General features: G+C 67.0%; 16 protein-coding genes. 8 read left to right on the forward strand and 8 right to left on the reverse strand.

The annotated features are described in order from the left end of the window. Window positions 1-6 precede the first annotated feature (6 nt). Window positions 7-1,131, reverse strand: a complete 1,125-nt coding sequence (locus tag ACQUSR_RS11075; RefSeq protein WP_431042394.1) for a hypothetical protein — start codon at window positions 1,129-1,131, stop codon at window positions 7-9. Between the two features lie 452 nt (window positions 1,132-1,583). Here ACQUSR_RS11075 and ACQUSR_RS11080 point away from each other — a divergent pair, with 452 nt between their 5' ends. From ACQUSR_RS11080 to ACQUSR_RS11100, 5 genes are all read left to right on the forward strand, one after another. Next, window positions 1,584-2,585 (forward strand): ABC transporter permease, encoded by a 1,002-nt coding sequence (locus ACQUSR_RS11080; protein ID WP_431042395.1) that lies wholly within the window; start codon window positions 1,584-1,586, stop codon window positions 2,583-2,585. 16 nt (window positions 2,586-2,601) lie between these two features. Then, the gene (locus tag ACQUSR_RS11085) at window positions 2,602-4,404 is read left to right on the forward strand and encodes an ABC transporter substrate-binding protein (RefSeq protein WP_431042396.1); all 1,803 of its coding nucleotides are present in this window, start codon (window positions 2,602-2,604) and stop codon (window positions 4,402-4,404) included. A gap of 198 nt (window positions 4,405-4,602) precedes the next feature. Further along, window positions 4,603-5,580, forward strand: coding sequence for an ABC transporter permease (locus ACQUSR_RS11090; protein ID WP_431042397.1), 978 nt, complete (start codon window positions 4,603-4,605; stop codon window positions 5,578-5,580). 27 nt (window positions 5,581-5,607) lie between these two features. Then, window positions 5,608-6,651, forward strand: coding sequence for an ABC transporter ATP-binding protein (locus ACQUSR_RS11095; protein WP_431042398.1), 1,044 nt, complete (start codon window positions 5,608-5,610; stop codon window positions 6,649-6,651). Then, complete coding sequence (locus tag ACQUSR_RS11100; protein ID WP_431042399.1) at window positions 6,648-7,775, forward strand: ABC transporter ATP-binding protein; 1,128 nt, start codon at window positions 6,648-6,650, stop codon at window positions 7,773-7,775. Before ACQUSR_RS11095 ends, ACQUSR_RS11100 begins: the two co-directional genes overlap by 4 nt. Before the next feature lie 42 nt (window positions 7,776-7,817). On the opposite strand, the gene ACQUSR_RS11105 is transcribed toward ACQUSR_RS11100, so the two are convergent. From ACQUSR_RS11105 to ACQUSR_RS11125, 5 genes are all read right to left on the reverse strand, one after another. Continuing rightward, complete coding sequence (locus ACQUSR_RS11105) at window positions 7,818-8,393, reverse strand: hypothetical protein (RefSeq protein WP_431042400.1); 576 nt, start codon at window positions 8,391-8,393, stop codon at window positions 7,818-7,820. Beyond that, window positions 8,371-10,227: an alpha/beta hydrolase gene (locus ACQUSR_RS11110; protein WP_431042401.1), complete on the reverse strand. Its 1,857-nt coding sequence runs from the start codon at window positions 10,225-10,227 to the stop codon at window positions 8,371-8,373. The genes ACQUSR_RS11105 and ACQUSR_RS11110 overlap by 23 nt, the downstream gene beginning before the upstream one ends. Before the next feature lie 9 nt (window positions 10,228-10,236). Then, window positions 10,237-10,695, reverse strand: coding sequence for a hypothetical protein (locus ACQUSR_RS11115; protein WP_431042402.1), 459 nt, complete (start codon window positions 10,693-10,695; stop codon window positions 10,237-10,239). A gap of 102 nt (window positions 10,696-10,797) precedes the next feature. Beyond that, the gene (locus tag ACQUSR_RS11120; protein ID WP_431042403.1) at window positions 10,798-11,244 is read right to left on the reverse strand and encodes a hypothetical protein; all 447 of its coding nucleotides are present in this window, start codon (window positions 11,242-11,244) and stop codon (window positions 10,798-10,800) included. After that, the gene (locus ACQUSR_RS11125; protein WP_431042404.1) at window positions 11,216-11,509 is read right to left on the reverse strand and encodes a hypothetical protein; all 294 of its coding nucleotides are present in this window, start codon (window positions 11,507-11,509) and stop codon (window positions 11,216-11,218) included. The genes ACQUSR_RS11120 and ACQUSR_RS11125 overlap by 29 nt, the downstream gene beginning before the upstream one ends. A gap of 168 nt (window positions 11,510-11,677) precedes the next feature. Here ACQUSR_RS11125 and ACQUSR_RS11130 point away from each other — a divergent pair, with 168 nt between their 5' ends. The 3 genes from ACQUSR_RS11130 to ACQUSR_RS11140 all read left to right on the forward strand — a co-directional run bounded on the left by ACQUSR_RS11130 (window position 11,678) and on the right by ACQUSR_RS11140 (window position 13,427). Further along, window positions 11,678-12,502: a helix-turn-helix domain-containing protein gene (locus ACQUSR_RS11130; protein WP_431042405.1), complete on the forward strand. Its 825-nt coding sequence runs from the start codon at window positions 11,678-11,680 to the stop codon at window positions 12,500-12,502. 2 nt (window positions 12,503-12,504) lie between these two features. Next, entirely contained in the window at window positions 12,505-12,729 is a 225-nt protein-coding gene (locus ACQUSR_RS11135; protein WP_431042406.1) for a DUF397 domain-containing protein, read from the forward strand. A gap of 173 nt (window positions 12,730-12,902) precedes the next feature. Then, window positions 12,903-13,427 carry a hypothetical protein gene (locus ACQUSR_RS11140; RefSeq protein ID WP_431042407.1) on the forward strand — a complete coding sequence of 175 codons (525 nt, stop codon included), beginning with the start codon at window positions 12,903-12,905 and terminating at the stop codon, window positions 13,425-13,427. A gap of 51 nt (window positions 13,428-13,478) precedes the next feature. On the opposite strand, the gene ACQUSR_RS11145 is transcribed toward ACQUSR_RS11140, so the two are convergent. Both ACQUSR_RS11145 and ACQUSR_RS11150 read right to left on the reverse strand, forming a co-directional pair. Then, on the reverse strand, window positions 13,479-14,519 hold the full coding sequence (locus ACQUSR_RS11145; RefSeq protein ID WP_431042408.1) for an ABC transporter ATP-binding protein: 1,041 nt from the start codon (window positions 14,517-14,519) through the stop codon (window positions 13,479-13,481). Further along, complete coding sequence (locus ACQUSR_RS11150; protein ID WP_431042409.1) at window positions 14,509-15,564, reverse strand: ABC transporter ATP-binding protein; 1,056 nt, start codon at window positions 15,562-15,564, stop codon at window positions 14,509-14,511. Before ACQUSR_RS11150 ends, ACQUSR_RS11145 begins: the two co-directional genes overlap by 11 nt. Between the last annotated feature and the right edge of the window lie 9 nt (window positions 15,565-15,573).

A 15,573-nucleotide genomic window follows, 5' to 3' on the forward strand; every position in this document is an offset into this window, starting at 1 on the left:
GCATCTCTACCAGCCGGGCGGCGCGGACGGCGGCGGCGGCGCGGAGGGCGGTGGTGCCACGGGCGGTGCCGGTGACACCGGTGGCGCCCAGCCGGCCGCGGGCCCCGCCCAGCCGGCCCCGGGCCGCGGCCCGCCCGGCTGTGTCCCCCGCGCCGCCATGACCGCCAGCACGACCAGCCCGGCGGCTATCTCGAAGAAGGCGGTGAGCACGGTGAGCTGCCCGGGGGTGGGCAGCTCGTCCCAGTGCTCGATGACGTCCAGCTTGACGAACCGGGAGACATCGCTGACCCCCATGGCGAGCACCACCAGGCCCACCGTCATCCCCAGCGGCCGCGCGTGCGCCGTGCGCGCACCCGCGGCGACCGCGGCGAACAGGGCCAGCGCCGCCGTCGCCCAGGCCGACCAGGCGCCGGGCGGCGAGAGCAGCGTGTTCAGTGCCCGCTCGCCGGTCAGCAGGCGCTTGTACATCTCCCATTCCAGCTTCTCGGCCCAGTAGAGCTGCCAGGCGCAGGCGATGGCCGCGACGGCGCCGAGGACCAGGGCGCCGGTGGTGGCGGCGCCGGAGCCGGGGCGGTCGGGCGGCTGCTGGAGCGCCGGTGCGCCGTACCCCTGGCCGTATCCCGGTCCGTATCCGTCGCCGTGCCTCTGTCCGTACCCGTCGCCGTGGCCCTGGTCGTCGGCGGCCCCGGCCGGGCGCCGGGCGACGGCGAGCGCCAGCAGCAGGGCAACGCCGAGCAGCACCCCGGCCCAGGTGCTGAGCTGCGCCTTCGTCTTGAGGCCCTCGGGTATGCCCTGCATCCAGTCCGCGCTGAGGTTCCACAGACTCGGCAGGCGGTACACGATGGAGACGAGGGCGACCCCCGCGAGGGCCCCGGCGGCGGCCGAGGAGCGCAGCGCGGCGACCCCGGCGAAGAGGCAGAGGATCAGCAGGACGAGGTCGATGAGGGACGAGCCGAAGACACCGCCGCTGGAGCGGTACGGCAGCCCGGCCCACGTCCACCACAGGTGGTTGCTCTCGTCGGCGTCACCCAGGTCCCGGACGATCCACGCGAACGAGATCAGCCCGAGCACGGCGCACACGAACGCCCCGAAGACACGCGCCCCGCGCGTGAGAATCCATCCCTGCCCCATGGCTGTAGGTATCCCCCGCCGCGGACCGGTGTGAACGGTTCCGGTGGAAGAAGTGAAGGCAGGGGCGGGCGGGCGACCGGCCGGGGCGGCATGGCGTCACCCCGGCCGGTCTACGGCACCCGCACGGCCGTACGCTGCACAGCGTGGCGCGTCCGTATATCGGTACCGAGACGGAGAAGTTGCCTGTGTGTTAACGCGGTTGATGGTCATTCATCACGGTTCGCCGCGCGCCGCCGGAGTGCGTCAAGCACGCCCTGACGTCGATCTGCTCAACGTTCGCTCAAGAAGCCGGGTGGCGCCGCATCCGCCCTCCCCCACCCCTTGACTGGGACTTCCGAGGATTGCGACAGTCCGCTCAACCCGGGGCGGTGATCCGGCGGATGACGCGAGCAGACGGTCGAGCAGGCAGCAGCAGACGGCACGCAGCGGACAGTCGGGGGGCGCGCAGTTCGATGAAGAGTCCATCCCAGACCGCGGAGACCACGGAAGTCGCGGGGACCGCCAGGGCCGCGGGCACCGCCGGGCGCTCGCCCGGTCAGCTGATGTGGCGCCGCTTCAAACGGGACCGGACCGGTGTCGTCTCGGCGTACGTGGTGCTGTTCTTCTTCGCCCTGGCGCTGTTGGCCCCTCTCGTCTCGGCGCTGTACGGCAAGGACCCGTACACCACCTACGGACTCGACCGACCGGGCCTGCTCAACGAGTTCTACTACCCGGTCAAGCCGAACGGCGGCATCGACGGCGAGTTCTGGTTCGGCCTCGAACCGCAGCTCGGCCGGGACGTGCTCTCCCAGCTGCTGTACGGCATCCGCACCTCGCTGCTGATCGCGACCGCCGTGACGGTGCTGTGCGTGATCACCGGCATCGTCGTCGGCGTGACCGCCGGATACGCCGGCGGCAGGACCGACTACTTCCTGGGCCGCTTCATCGATCTGCTGCTGGCCTTCCCCGCCCAGTTGTCGTTCGTGGCGTTCACCCCCGTGGTGTACGCGCTGTTCGTGAGCCCGGAGAAGGAGACCCCGACCGCACTGCGGGTCATCACCCTCATCCTCGTGATGTGGGTGCTGGGCTGGATGGGCCTGGCCCGGCTGCTGCGCGGCCAGGTACTGAGCCTGCGCGAGAGGGAGTTCATCGAGGCCGCGAAGGTCACCGGCGCCTCGCCGTGGCGGATCATCCGCAAGGAACTGCTGCCCAACCTGTGGACGCCGATCCTGGTCCAGTCGACGCTGATGCTGCCGAACTTCGTGACGGTCGAGGCGGCACTGTCCTTCCTCGGCGTGGGCATCGTCGAGCCGACGCCCGACTGGGGCCGGATGTTCGCCACCGGCGCCCGGCACTACCAGAACGACATCACCTACATGTTCTTCCCCGGCATCGCCATGGTGGTCTTCGTGGTCGCCTTCAACCTGCTGGGGGACTCGGTCCGGGACGCGTTCGATCCGAAGACGAAGCGCTAGGCAGGTGCAAACGATCATGACGTCATCTCTCAGACACGGGGCGCGGCTGGCCGCGGCGGCCCTGGCGACCGGGGCCCTCGTCCTCTCCGCCTGCAGCAGCGGCGGAGGCGGCGGCGACGGCGCGGACGACGACCCGAGCCGCAAGCCCGACAAGAACCGGGCGGAGAACTACTCGCTGGGCACCGCGGCCGACTCCACCGGTCCCGCCGCCCCGCTGCCCGGTGCCAAGGAGGGCGGCACGGTCAATGTGCTCCAGCGCGACGCCTTCACCCACCTGGACCCGGCGCAGATCTACTACGCCGACCAGCTGACCGTCCAACTGCTGTACAACCGCTCGTTAACCACGTACAAGGTCGACGCGGACGGCCGGGTCAAGGTCGTCGGCGACCTCGCCACGGACACCGGAAAGTCCTCCGACGGCGGCCGGACCTGGACGTACACCCTCAAGGACGGCCTCAAGTTCGAGGACGGCTCGGAGATCACCTCCGCCGATGTCCGGCAGAGCGTGGAGCGGCTGTACGCGAAGTGGGCGACGGACGGGCCGCAGTACATCCCGCAGTGGCTCTCGGGCGAGGGCCAGTCCTTCCGCAAGGCGCTGCCGGACGGCCCGTACAAGGGCGACCACCTGCCGAAGGACGTCCTGGACACCCCCGACGACAAGACGATCGTCTTCCACTTCAAGGAGCCGCACGCGGACACCCCGTACGCGGTCGCCATGCCGAACATCGGCGCCGTGCCGTCCGACGGGAACAAGGACACCGGGGAGAAGTACGACACGCACCCCGTCGCCTCAGGCCCGTACAAGGTCGGCACACTCAAGGCGGGCAAGCAGCTGACGCTGGTACGCAACACCCACTGGGACCCCAAGACGGACGCGGTCCGTCACCAGTACCCGGAGAAGTTCGACATCCGCTTCGGAGTCCAGGAGCCGGACTCGGCGCGGCGGCTGCTGGCCGACCGGGGCAGCGACAAGCAGGGCATGTCCTTCACCAACGCGGTGACGATCGAGGCCGGCCCGTCGGTCCTCAAGGACGGCTCGGCGAAGCGGCGCACGTTCAACGAGGTGCAGCCGTACGTCGACTACATGTCCATCAACATGGACCGGATCAAGGACAAGAAGGTCCGGCAGGCACTGGCCTTCGCGCTGCCCAACAGCCAGATCCTCGGCCAGCTCGGCGGGCCGCGGGCCGGCCAGGTCGCGGGCAACCTGCTCGCCCCGTCGCTGGCCGGCTGGAAGGACACCGACCCGTTCAACAAGAAGAAGTTCCCCGCCGGTGACATCGAGAGCGCGAAGAAGCTGCTGAAGGAGGCGGGCAAGGAGGGGCAGGAGATCGTCTACGCCTACCCCAACTCGACGGAGTACCAGAAGATCTCCGTGGTCGTCACCCAGGCGCTGGAGAAGGCCGGGTTCTCGGTGGAGAAGAAGGAGATCGACTCCAACAACTACACCACCGAGATCTCCAAGCTGGACAACAAGTTCGACATCTACCGAGCCTCGTGGGGCGCCGACTGGCCGGTGGGCTCGACGGTCGTACCACCGCTGTTCGACGGGCGCGGCGTCAGCGACGGCGGCCAGAACTACTGGCACCTGCGCGATGCCGGCGTGGACGAGGAGATCGACCGCATCAACAAGATCACGGATGTGAAGAAGGCTTCGGCCGAGTGGGTGGCCCTGGCCGACCGGATCCTCACCGAGCAGGTGCCGGCCGTGCCGATCTTCTACAACCGCCAGTGGAATATCTGGGGTTCGGGGATCGGTGGAGTGAAGTACCACTCCGTCTACGGCACGGCCGACCCGACGGGCGTGTACGTCAGGTAGGCGATTCACCCCGCCCCGCACCGGCCGATCACCGGCCGATCACCGACAGATTCACCAGCCGAGCACCGACAGATCACGGCACATCCCACGGGCCGCCGCCCGCCGCCGCACGACCGGCGGCGGGCGGCACACCGGCCTCCCCGATCCGCCCGCCCGCCTCCGTCGCCAACGGCGCCCGTACCGGAAGATCCGCGACGCATGCTCCGATTCCTTGTACGCCGCTCCCTCGGCGCGATCGTCATCATCTGGCTGATCAGCGCGGTCACGTTCTTCCTCTTCTTCGCGCTGCCCTCGGAACCGGCGCAGCTGGCCTGCGGCAAGAACTGCGGACCGGAAGCGCTGGAGATCATCAACAGGAACCTGGGGCTCGACGAACCGGTGCCGGTCCAGTACTGGCACTACCTCGTGGGCATCTTCGTGGGCCGCGACTTCGACATCGGACACTGCTCGGCGCCCTGCCTGGGCTACTCCTTCCGAGACAACCAGCCGGTGTGGGAGACCCTGCTGGACCGCTACCCGACCACCCTCTCCCTCGCGTTCGGCGGCACCGTCGTCTTCCTCGTCGTCGGCGTCACGATCGGCATGATCGCGGCCGCCCGGCGGGGCACCTTCGCCGACAAGTTCCTCAGTTCGCTGTCCTTGATCGGCAATTCGCTCCAGATCTACTTCGTCGGCACGATCGCGCTGTGGCTGCTGGTCGACACCTGGGACCTGGTCGACCGCCCGGAGTACGTACCCATCTCGGAGAACCCGGCGAAGTGGGCCGGCGGCATGCTGCTGCCCTGGCTGGTGCTGTCGATCATCTTCATCGCCAACTACAGCCGTATGACGCGCTCCCAGATGATCGAGCAGCTGAACGAGGACCATGTCCGCACGGCCCGCGCCAAGGGCATGTCCTCCCACACGGTCTTCTTCCGCTACGCCTGGCGCGGCGCCATGGCCCCCATCGTCACCATCGTCGGCATCGACCTGGGCTCGCTGTTCGGTGGCGCGATGGTCACGGAGTTCACGTTCACCCTGCACGGCCTGGGCCGGCTCGCGGTGGACTCGGTGACGGAGAAGGACCTGCCGATGCTGATGGGCGTGATGCTCTTCAGCTGCACGGCGATCGTGATCGCCAACATCATCGTGGACGCGCTGTACGCGGCGATCGACCCGCGGGTGCGCCTCGCCTGAGGGCGCTGAGGAGACCAGGAGTACGACGTGCCCACCATGACCAAGCCGGGAGCCACCCCGGCACCCCACGCCGGCGACGCATTCCTGTCCGTACGCGACCTGTACGTCCACTTCGCCACCGAGGACGGCACCGTCAAGGCGGTCGACGGCCTCTCCTTCGACCTGGCGCGCGGCCGCACGCTGGGCATCGTCGGCGAGTCCGGCTCCGGCAAGTCGGTGACGAACCTGGCCGTACTGGGCCTGCACGACCCGCGCCACACCACGATCCGCGGCGAGATCCTGCTGGACGGGCAGGAGCTGACCGGCGCGCCGGAACGCACGCTGGAGAGGCTGCGCGGCAACACGATGGCGATGATCTTCCAGGACTCGCTGACCGCCCTCTCGCCGTACCACACCATCGGCCGGCAGATCGCCGAGCCGTTCCGCAAACACACCGGGGCCTCGCGGCGCGAGGCGCGGCAGCGGGCAGCGGAGATGCTGGAGAAGGTCGGCATCCCCAACGCGCGGCTGCGGGTGGACGACTACCCGCACCAGTTCTCCGGCGGCATGCGCCAGCGCGCGATGATCGCCATGTCCCTGATCTGCAATCCGGACCTGCTCATCGCGGACGAGCCGACGACGGCCCTCGACGTCACCGTCCAGGCTCAGATCCTGGACCTGCTCAAGGACCTCCAGCAGGAGTACGGCTCGGCGATCATCCTGATCACACACGACCTGGGCGTGGTCGCGAACACCGCGGACGACCTTCTGGTGATGTACGCGGGACGAGCCGTGGAGCGCGGTACGGTCCGCGAGGTGCTGCGCGACCCACAACACCCGTACACCTGGGGCCTGCTGGCCTCGATGCCCCGCCTGACCTCGGCCGTCGACCGCCCGCTCACCCCGATCCCGGGCACCCCGCCGAGCCTGCTGGACCCGCCGGGGGGCTGTCCGTTCCACCCGAGGTGTGCGCACACGGCCGTGGCGGGCGAGGACCGCTGCGCCGAGGAACGGCCTCTTCTGCCTCGGGGCCGGGGCGCGGCCTGCCACCTGAGCGCGGAGTCACGGCAGGCACTGCGGAGGACGACATGACGAGGGACGTAATGACGAAGGACGAACCGTCCAAGGCCCTCCTGGTAGCGGAAGGACTGACGAAGCACTTCCCGGTGATGGGCGGCTTCCCGTTCCGGCGGCGGGTGGGCGCGGTACAGGCGGTCGACGGCATCGACCTGACCGTCCGCGAGGGCGAGAGCTTCGGCCTGGTCGGCGAATCGGGCTGCGGCAAGTCCACGACGGGCAGGCTCCTGACGAGGCTCCTGGAACCCACGGCAGGCCGCATCTCCTACCGGGGCCAGGACATCACGCACGCGAACCGCCGCGCGCTGGCACCGATCCGCTCCCAGATCCAGATGATCTTCCAGGATCCGTACTCGTCCTTGAACCCGCGCCAGACGGTGGGCAGGATCATCTCCGGCCCGATGGAGATCAACGCCATCCGCCCACGAGGAGGCCGGGAGCGCCGCGTCCGTGAGTTGCTTGAGACGGTAGGCCTCAACCCCGAGCACTACAACCGCTTCCCCCACGAGTTCTCGGGCGGGCAGCGGCAGCGCATCGGCGTTGCGAGAGCCCTCGCGTTGGAACCGAAGCTGATCGTGGCGGACGAGCCGGTCTCGGCCCTGGACGTCTCCATCCAGGCCCAGGTGGTCAACCTCCTCCAGGACCTCCAGCGGGACCTGGGCATCGCGTTCCTGTTCATCGCCCATGACCTGGCGGTGGTACGGCACTTCTCGCAGCGGGTGGCGGTGATGTACCTCGGCAAGATCGTCGAGGTGGGCGACCGCGAGTCGATCTACACCCGGCCGAGGCACCCGTACACGCACGCGCTGCTGTCGGCGGTCCCGGAGGCGGACGCGCTGCTGGACGAGGAGAACGCGGACACCGGAGCCACCCCGGGCACCCCCCGCCGCGAACGCATCCGCCTAACCGGCGACGTCCCGTCCCCCATCAGGCCGCCGTCGGGGTGCCGCTTCCGCACGCGCTGCTGGAAGGCCCAGGAGCGGTGCGCGGAAGTGGAGCCTCCCCTGGTACGGATCGACGGCAGCACGGAAGGCCATCTGACGGCGTGCCACTTCCCAGAGGCGCCTACGCTGGCGGCGCATGGGGAGGGCACGGTACTGGACCCGGAGTTTCGGGCGGCGGAATCGGCGAAGGACTGAGCGAGCGCAACCATCCGACGGCCCAGAAACGGCGCCGGATGCTCAGTGCTCGCGGTCAAGATCGGTTCCCGCAGGGGCACGGAAGCACGCCGAGACCACGTCGACACTGATCATGGGATCTCCGGTGGCAGTCCCCTTCTCCCCCAGGAAATGCACGGCGAACTGCTCCTTCTTATTCTCAGCAACAATCTCCGGGTCTTGAGCCTTACTATTGGCCTTGCCATCCTTCACGATTTTCCACCCTTTACCGGGGAGCCGCTTCCGGAGATTCCCCATCCCCCGCTCCACGGATTCATCGGAAATCCCATAGACCGACCACGGGTGGCGCGTCTTATACAATTCCGCACCCCCAGACCCTTCTTCACAACGGGAGACGCCAGGACCAGGCTCAGTCACCTTTCCCTTGATGTCGATCATCTCCAGGATTCGACTAGAAACCTCCTTGGTCTTACTTCTGGCCTCGTCCACACCCAGCTCCACAGGCTCATACCCAAGATCGTTCACGTCGGAACACCCCATAGCCGTTGATCCGATAGAAGCGGCGAGAAGCGCAGCAACGATGCCCCGCCGCCAGCGTTGACCATTTCGCCAGCTGCTACTCATAATCAACTCGATCATATTTTCCAGTTACCACAAAGGCCTGATTTTTAAGACTCACGGTATCTTCCTCAAAGTACTTGGTGTGCGTTATTGCACCTGCCTCCATCCTATGGGCTCCGAAGTCCTCGTCAGAAGGCACGTTTTGCCCCCACGCATAACCAAAGGGAAGCCACTCCACCCACGGCGATATATCACTGTCGCCGCCAAGCCCTGCCAGCTTTCCGCCAGCTGGCACTGGGTCCCAAGTGCCAGCCAGGGACCACACGTGATCCTTCCCGACATCTAGGTCGTCGGCGTGCCCGACGAGTACACCGGGGCTCCCTGCGGCCACGAAGTCGTCAGCGGCCAGCTTGCCGTCAATCGACGCGGCCCCCACCACAGTGCTTCCGTAACTGTGACCGATAACAGTTGTATGGCTCGCCTCTGGGCCCCCTTGGGCGGCCTGCAAACCGTCCAGGAACCTATTGAGCTTGGGAGCGGCATTCCGCGCATACGAGTCGTCAGTCGCCTCGATGGCCAGGTCCTGGGGAGCGTCGTACCCGATCCACGTGATCGTCGAAACACTCTGCCCCGGAACTTCACCCTGACTTCTCCGCCAGAGATCACCCATACGGTCGATATCCCCTCCGGCGCCGCTGAGTTTCGAGAAAGTACCAGGGACGTAGACGGCTGTATGGTCGGCGGTGTCAGGATTTCCATGGGCGACTATTGCACGCCCTTGACCATCCGCACTAAAGCCCAGCAGATAAGGCTTGGGAAGATCTTCCCCCGGTTGCTCAACGCGACTCTGGAGAGACTCCAGGGACTTCAACTGATCGAGAATCTCCGACCTTTTCTTGTTCCAACTCTCCCAGGCTATCGTCAGCTGCTGTTCGCCCTGAATCGGAACCTGCCTTATCTTGTCCCATTTTTGCTCATACTTCGTGGGTTCCTTCTGATCAAGCTCATGCAGCTTTTGAGAGACTTCGGCATGAGTATCGGCGAGTACAGTGCGGTTCGCCTCGTTACGGGCCTCAGCGGGAAGGCCGTCCAGCTTGCCAACGCTGGCAGGTTGTAGGGCGATGAGGGCGTCCCGCTCGTCCGGGGACAGGCCCTTCCACCACTTGGCGTTCGACGCCGGATCGCTGTCCTTGGACGGGATCTTGATGTCGTCCAAGTAGTCCTTTGCAGCCTTCCGGACACCCTCCGTGTCCCGTTTCGTGTCAATCCAGTCGGCGTCGGAGACCGTCATGTCGTCGTCGGCCTTGAGCCGCCGCAGCTGCGGGGCCCAGAGGTCGTCGGCTTCCGTTGCTTCCCTGACGGCCTGGGCGATGCGGTGAGCGATCGGCTGAGCCCGAGCGGCATTCGGGTTGGGATCGATGTTGGCTGCTTGATCAGCGAGGGACTTGGCCGGATCTTGTTTGGTCACATCATCGAGTGCGGTCTTGCTTTCGCTTTTGTCAACGGTGTAACCGGTGACCGAGCCGCCCGGCTGCTTCTTGCCGTCCTTGTCGTCTGCCGCCGGATAGCTGACCGATCCGTCGGCGTTCACCGTGAACCCCTCGTCCCCAGCGTCCTGCACCGCCCTATTGAGCTTCGCCTTCGCCTCCCGCAGGTCGTGAGCCAGCCCGTTTAGTGCCGTGCTGATCACTCCGCACTGGACCTGGGTGTAGTGGAAGTTCTTCGACAGTTCGGACAGCTGCACCAAGGCCGCTTCCCGAACCTTCCCCTCGAGTTTCTTCCGCATGTTGGCGGTGATCTGGTACTCCAGGGCCTCCTTGGCGTGCTGCGCCATGTTGCTGACCGACTGGTAGCCGTCCGCCGCGCCCTCGAACTCAGCTGGATTGAGCGCCTTCAGCGTCTTGAAATCCATGGCGTCGGATCACCCCTTGCCCTTGCCACCGACAGCCGGGGTGTCCCTATAGTCCTTGTCCAAGCTGTAGAACGCGTTCGCGGCATCCTCATCGGACCCAGCGAGCGTAGTGCCCGCAAGATTGAGTTTCGTCTCAAGCGCAGTGCATCGGCCAGACAAACCGTTCAGATACAGCTTCCAGCTGCCACAGACATCCCGCTGGGCCACCGCGCTCTCCACGCCGCTGGCGCCGCTGGCATCCTTCGCGCCGACCCCCTTCTGCCCCTCCGTCAGCTTTTTCTTAGCCGTCCTGACGCTCGTCGCGAGCGTGCCGACCGCCTTCCCTGCCGTCGTCCAGGCGTTCTTGCTGGACTTCACTCCACCAGAGCCATCGTCACCGCTCTTCCCCTCGACACCGTCGAGTCGCGTCCCCCCGCCAGCGGACACAGCCGCCTTGAGTTCCGCCCACTCCTGCTCGAAAGCGGTCATTCCCCCGTACCTCCCGCACTTCCTGCCTTGCGACCTGCGACCTGCGACCTGCGACCTGCGAAAACCGTCGCGAGTCTACGGGCAGGGCTGATGGGGCCGGAATCAGCCCATGGCAACGATCAGGCCTATGACGAAGCCGCAGGCTGCGGACAGCCCGACGATCACGGCAAGTCCCGCGAAGTGGACTGTCTTGGTGGTGGCGCATCTGAGGGCCGTCAGCCAGGGGCGTGGCGCGCGTGGGCGCGCGTGGCAGGTCCGGGGTAGCTGGGGTGGGGCATCGGGTGGGGTGAAATGCGCGGAGGGGCGGGTGTGGTGCGAGGGGTTGGGGTCGACTCGCCAGTGTTTGTGGGTGGTCATGAGGAACTGGCAGTGGGTGGGGTCTGTGCGGGAGTGGTCGATGGCCCAGACCCCGATCGGGCGCGGGTCGTTGTCCGACCAGCGTTCCCGTCCGCACCGGACGCATTGCGCGCCGTAGATCGCTTCGGGTGCGCCTTCGCTGGTCTCCGGGGTCAGGACCCACTCAGCGCCCTTGATGATGGCGTGGTCCATCGTGGCGCCCCTTCTCCGCGTCTGCTCGCTGTACCAGTTCCGTCTCCATGACCAGCGACTTGCGTTCGGTGTGGTCGTCCAGGCGCGACCACACGTACGCGTGGTCCGCGTCGACCCCCGCCCAGCCGCTGCCGATCTGGACCACGACGCCCTCGAACGGTTCGGGTCGCTCCCATCGGAGTCGGTCCGGGGCGACGTACGACATGCCGCGTACGCGGTCGCCGAGTTGGAACGGGGCGCGCTGGGGGTTCTTCTGTGAGTCCAACGGGGCCTCCTGTCTGGTGTCCGCTCGCCTCGGGTGAGCACCGGGCGTAGCCATTCAGTCACCAGGACAACGCAACTTCCCGTAGAATCTGGCTACTTAAACGGCAGCCAGCAAGCTGGTTGGCCGTCATCGTTGCTGGCCGGGACGACATGACCGGAGGTCACAGCGTTGGACGAGACCGCCCCAACCCAGCACTTGAACGCCCTCCAGCGCTTCGGGCGCGACGTCAAGCAGGTACGTCTCGCACGCAAGCTCACGCAGAAACACCTGGGCAGAGCCACGGGCTACTCCGAGGCATACGTCAGCAGGGTGGAGGCCGGGAAACTGCCGTCCAAGCCCAGCGAGAAGTTCGCCAAAGGCTGCGACGCCGTGTTCGGGACAGGTGAGTTGTTCGCCGGATTGCTGCGGAGGATCGACGACGGCGACCACCCCTCGTGGTTCGCTCCGTACCTCGATCTGGAGCGGAAGGCATGGCGCATCCTGGACTACTCAGCAGACGTCGTGATGGGTCTCCTCCAGACCGAGGACTACGCCCGGGCCATCTTCCGTGTGTCCAATCCCCGGGCCAGTTCAGAGGCAATCGAGGGCAAGGTTGCCGCGCGCCTGCGTCGGCGTGACGTCTTCGAGCGTGACACTCCACCCCTCCTCTGGGCCATCCTTCACGAGGCATGCCTTGGGACGGTTGTGGGTGGAGGCAAGGTCATGGCCGGGCAGCTTGAATACCTGCTAGAGGCGGCCAAGTCACCGCATGTCGAGCTTCAAGTGTTGCCGTTCTCGGCCGGCGCTCCGACGCCGCATATGAAGCCCTTCACTGTGCTGCGCTTCACGGACTCCCCTGCGGTGCTGTACACGGAGACTCGGGTAGGGGGGAGGATGCACGACTTCGCCGGGACGGTCGCCGCCGCTGAGGATGACTACGATCTTCTCCGAGCACACGCGCTGTCCCCGGCTGAGTCAGTTGCTCTGATCAAGGCCCTGTTGAAGGAGTACTGAGCATGAGAGCCGACGTAGTCCTCTCCGCCGCCGTGTGGGTCAAGTCGTCCTACAGCGACGGCAGCGGCGGCCAATGCGTCGAGTTCTCCCGCGACCTCACCCACCCCCACAGCGTCGTCCCCGTCCGCGACAGCAAGAACCCCGACGGCCCCGCGCTCGTCTTCTCCGCCGACGGCTGGTCGTCGTTCGTCTCCGCCATCAAGCGCGGGGAGTTCCCCGCCACCTGAGCATCCGTACCTAGTCACTTCGCGCTATCGCACGGATGTCCGGCCCTTGTCTGGCGCCATAGCTTCCTTCCATGCATACGAGCCAACCCAGCTCCTCCCCTTCAGTCGTGCCGCATCTGGGGCCAGCTCACGAGCCCGCAGCCGGAACCGCTCGATCTGCCCTCAAGGGGATCATGGTGACGGTCATCGTGCTGATCCTCAGCGGCGTCTGCTTCTTCACCTACGCCATCTACTCCCTGGAGAAGAGCCTGAAGGGGAATGGAGGGGTGGAGGGGTCGGCTGAGAATCCGCTGGGGGCCGGTGACACCGAGCGGTATGAGAACGGGCTTAGAGTGACAGTCAGCGAGCCGCGCCTGGAGCCGGATGGGACGACCCATCGCTTCACTGTCACCTACGAGAACGAATCGGATCGAACGCTGACAGCTCTGCCGATGGGTGCCGGCCGTGTTCCCCTCGTCGTAAACGACGGAGAGCCACTCGACCACGACGATCCCGACGACAGCAGCTCAAGCTACACAATCGACCTCGAAGAGACGGTCCGAAAGCTGCTCACGCGGCTCGATGCGGGCGACAGCATCACCGTGCCCGTACGCGTCGTCGGGAGCAAGGAGGGGATGACGATCACCGTGAAGGTGTGGATGCCGTTCGAGGGGTACAGGTACGACCATCCGGTGTACTGGACACTCACACTGGACTGACACCGGATCACCCGAGACGTGAGGGGGTTTCGCAGACCAGGGACGGCCCGGCTAGGACTCCGGCTCCTCCGCCGGCACCACCCCCCGCTCCGCCGCGAAATGGCACGCCGACGGATGCGCCGACGGCCCCTCCCCCCGGAGCCACTCCGGGACCGCCAGCAGTGGGACCTCCGCCGCGCACTTCGGCTGGGCCTTCCAGCAGCGGGTACGGAAGCGGCAGCCGGACGGCGGGTTGGCCGGGCTCGGGACGTCGCCCGCCAGCAGGATGCGTTCGCGGTGGTCGCGGGCGGTCGGGTCCGGGACCGGGACCGCCGACAGCAGGGCCTGGGTGTACGGGTGGGTGGGGTGCTCGTAGATCTGGGTGTCCGTGCCGATCTCGGCGAAGCGGCCCAGGTACATCACCGCGACCCGGTCCGAGATGTGCCGCACCACCGACAGGTCGTGCGCGATGAAGACGTAGGAGAGGTCGAATTCCTGCTGGAGCTTCTCCATCAGGTTGATGACCTGCGCCTGGACCGAGACGTCCAGTGCCGACACCGGCTCGTCGCAGATGATGATCTCCGGGTTCAGCGCCAGGCCGCGCGCGATCCCGATCCGCTGCCGCTGGCCGCCCGAGAACTGGTGCGGATAGCGGTTGATGTACTCGGGGTTGAGGCCGACCACGTCAAGGAGGTCCTGGACCTTCCTGCGCCGGTCGCCCTTGGGGGCGACCTCCGGGTGGATCTCGTACGGCTCGCCGATGATGTCGCCCACCGTCATCCGCGGGTTCAGCGACGTGTACGGGTCCTGGAAGACCATCTGGATGTTCCGGCGGACGGCCTTCAACGCCTTGCCCGACAATCTCGTGATGTCCTCGCCCTTGTAGCGGATCGTGCCCGCCGTCGGCTCCTCCAGGTGGACCAGGGTCTTCGCGACCGTCGATTTCCCGCAGCCCGATTCGCCCACGATGCCGAGCGTCTCGCCGCGCGCGAGGTCAAAGGAGACGGTGTCCACCGCCCGTACCGAACCCACCTGCCGCTTGAACACGATGCCCTGCGTCAACGGGTAGAGCTTGGCCAGGTCGCGGACCTCCAAGATCGCCTCAGCCGGCATGGAGTTCGTCCTTCCAGAAGTGGCAGGCGCTGGTCCGGCCGGGCAGCTCCGTGCCGTCGTCCTCCGTCACCGGGTAGAGCGGGGGGCGGTCCGTGCGGCAGACGTCCTGGGCGCGCGGGCAGCGCGGGTTGAAGGGGCAGCCGGGCGGGATGGCCATGAGGTTGGGCGGCAGGCCCTTGATCGCGTAGAGGTCCTGGCCCTTGAGGTCGACGCGCGGGATGGAGTCGAGCAGGCCGCGGGTGTACGGGTGCGCGGGCCGCTTGTACAGCTCATGCACCGGGGCGGTCTCGACGATCCTCCCCGCGTACATCACCGCGATCTTGTCCGCGACGTCGGCCACCACGCCCAGGTCGTGGGTGATCAGGATCAAGCCCATGTTGAACTCGCGCTGAAGCTCCGCGAGGAGGTCCATCACCTGGGCCTGGACGGTCACGTCCAGCGCCGTCGTCGGTTCGTCGGCGATGATCAGGTCCGGCTCCAGCGCCATCGCCATGGCGATCATGATCCGCTGCCGCATACCGCCCGAGAACTGGTGCGGATAGTCCCCCACCCGCTCCTTCGCCGCCGGAATACGGACCCGGTCCATCAGCTCCACGGCCTTCATCCTCGACTCCTTGCGCCCCAAACCCCGGTGCACCTGGAACATCTCGGCCAGCTGAGCGCCCACCGACATCACCGGGTTGAGGGCCGACAGCGCGTCCTGGAAGATCATCGCCATCTTCGCGCCGCGGACCTTGCGGCGCTCGTCGGCGGAGGCGCGGAGCAGGTCCCGGCCCTGGAAGAGGACGCGGCCGCCGGTGACGAAGCCGGGCGGGGAGTCGAGGATGCCCATGACGGCCTGCGCGGTGACCGACTTGCCGGAGCCGGACTCGCCCAGCACGGCGAGGGTCTCGCCCGCGTCCACGCTGTACGACACGCCGTTGACGGCCTGCGCGACACCGTCGCGGGTGCGGAACTCCACCCGCAGGTCCTGGACGTCCAGCAGAAGCCCCGGGCCCTCCGCGGAAGTGGCCCCCGTGGACGTGGCCTCCGGAGACGTGGTCATCTGCCGCCT

Source organism: Streptomyces sp. P1-3, assembly GCF_050613155.1.
Taxonomy (GTDB): domain Bacteria; phylum Actinomycetota; class Actinomycetes; order Streptomycetales; family Streptomycetaceae; genus Streptomyces.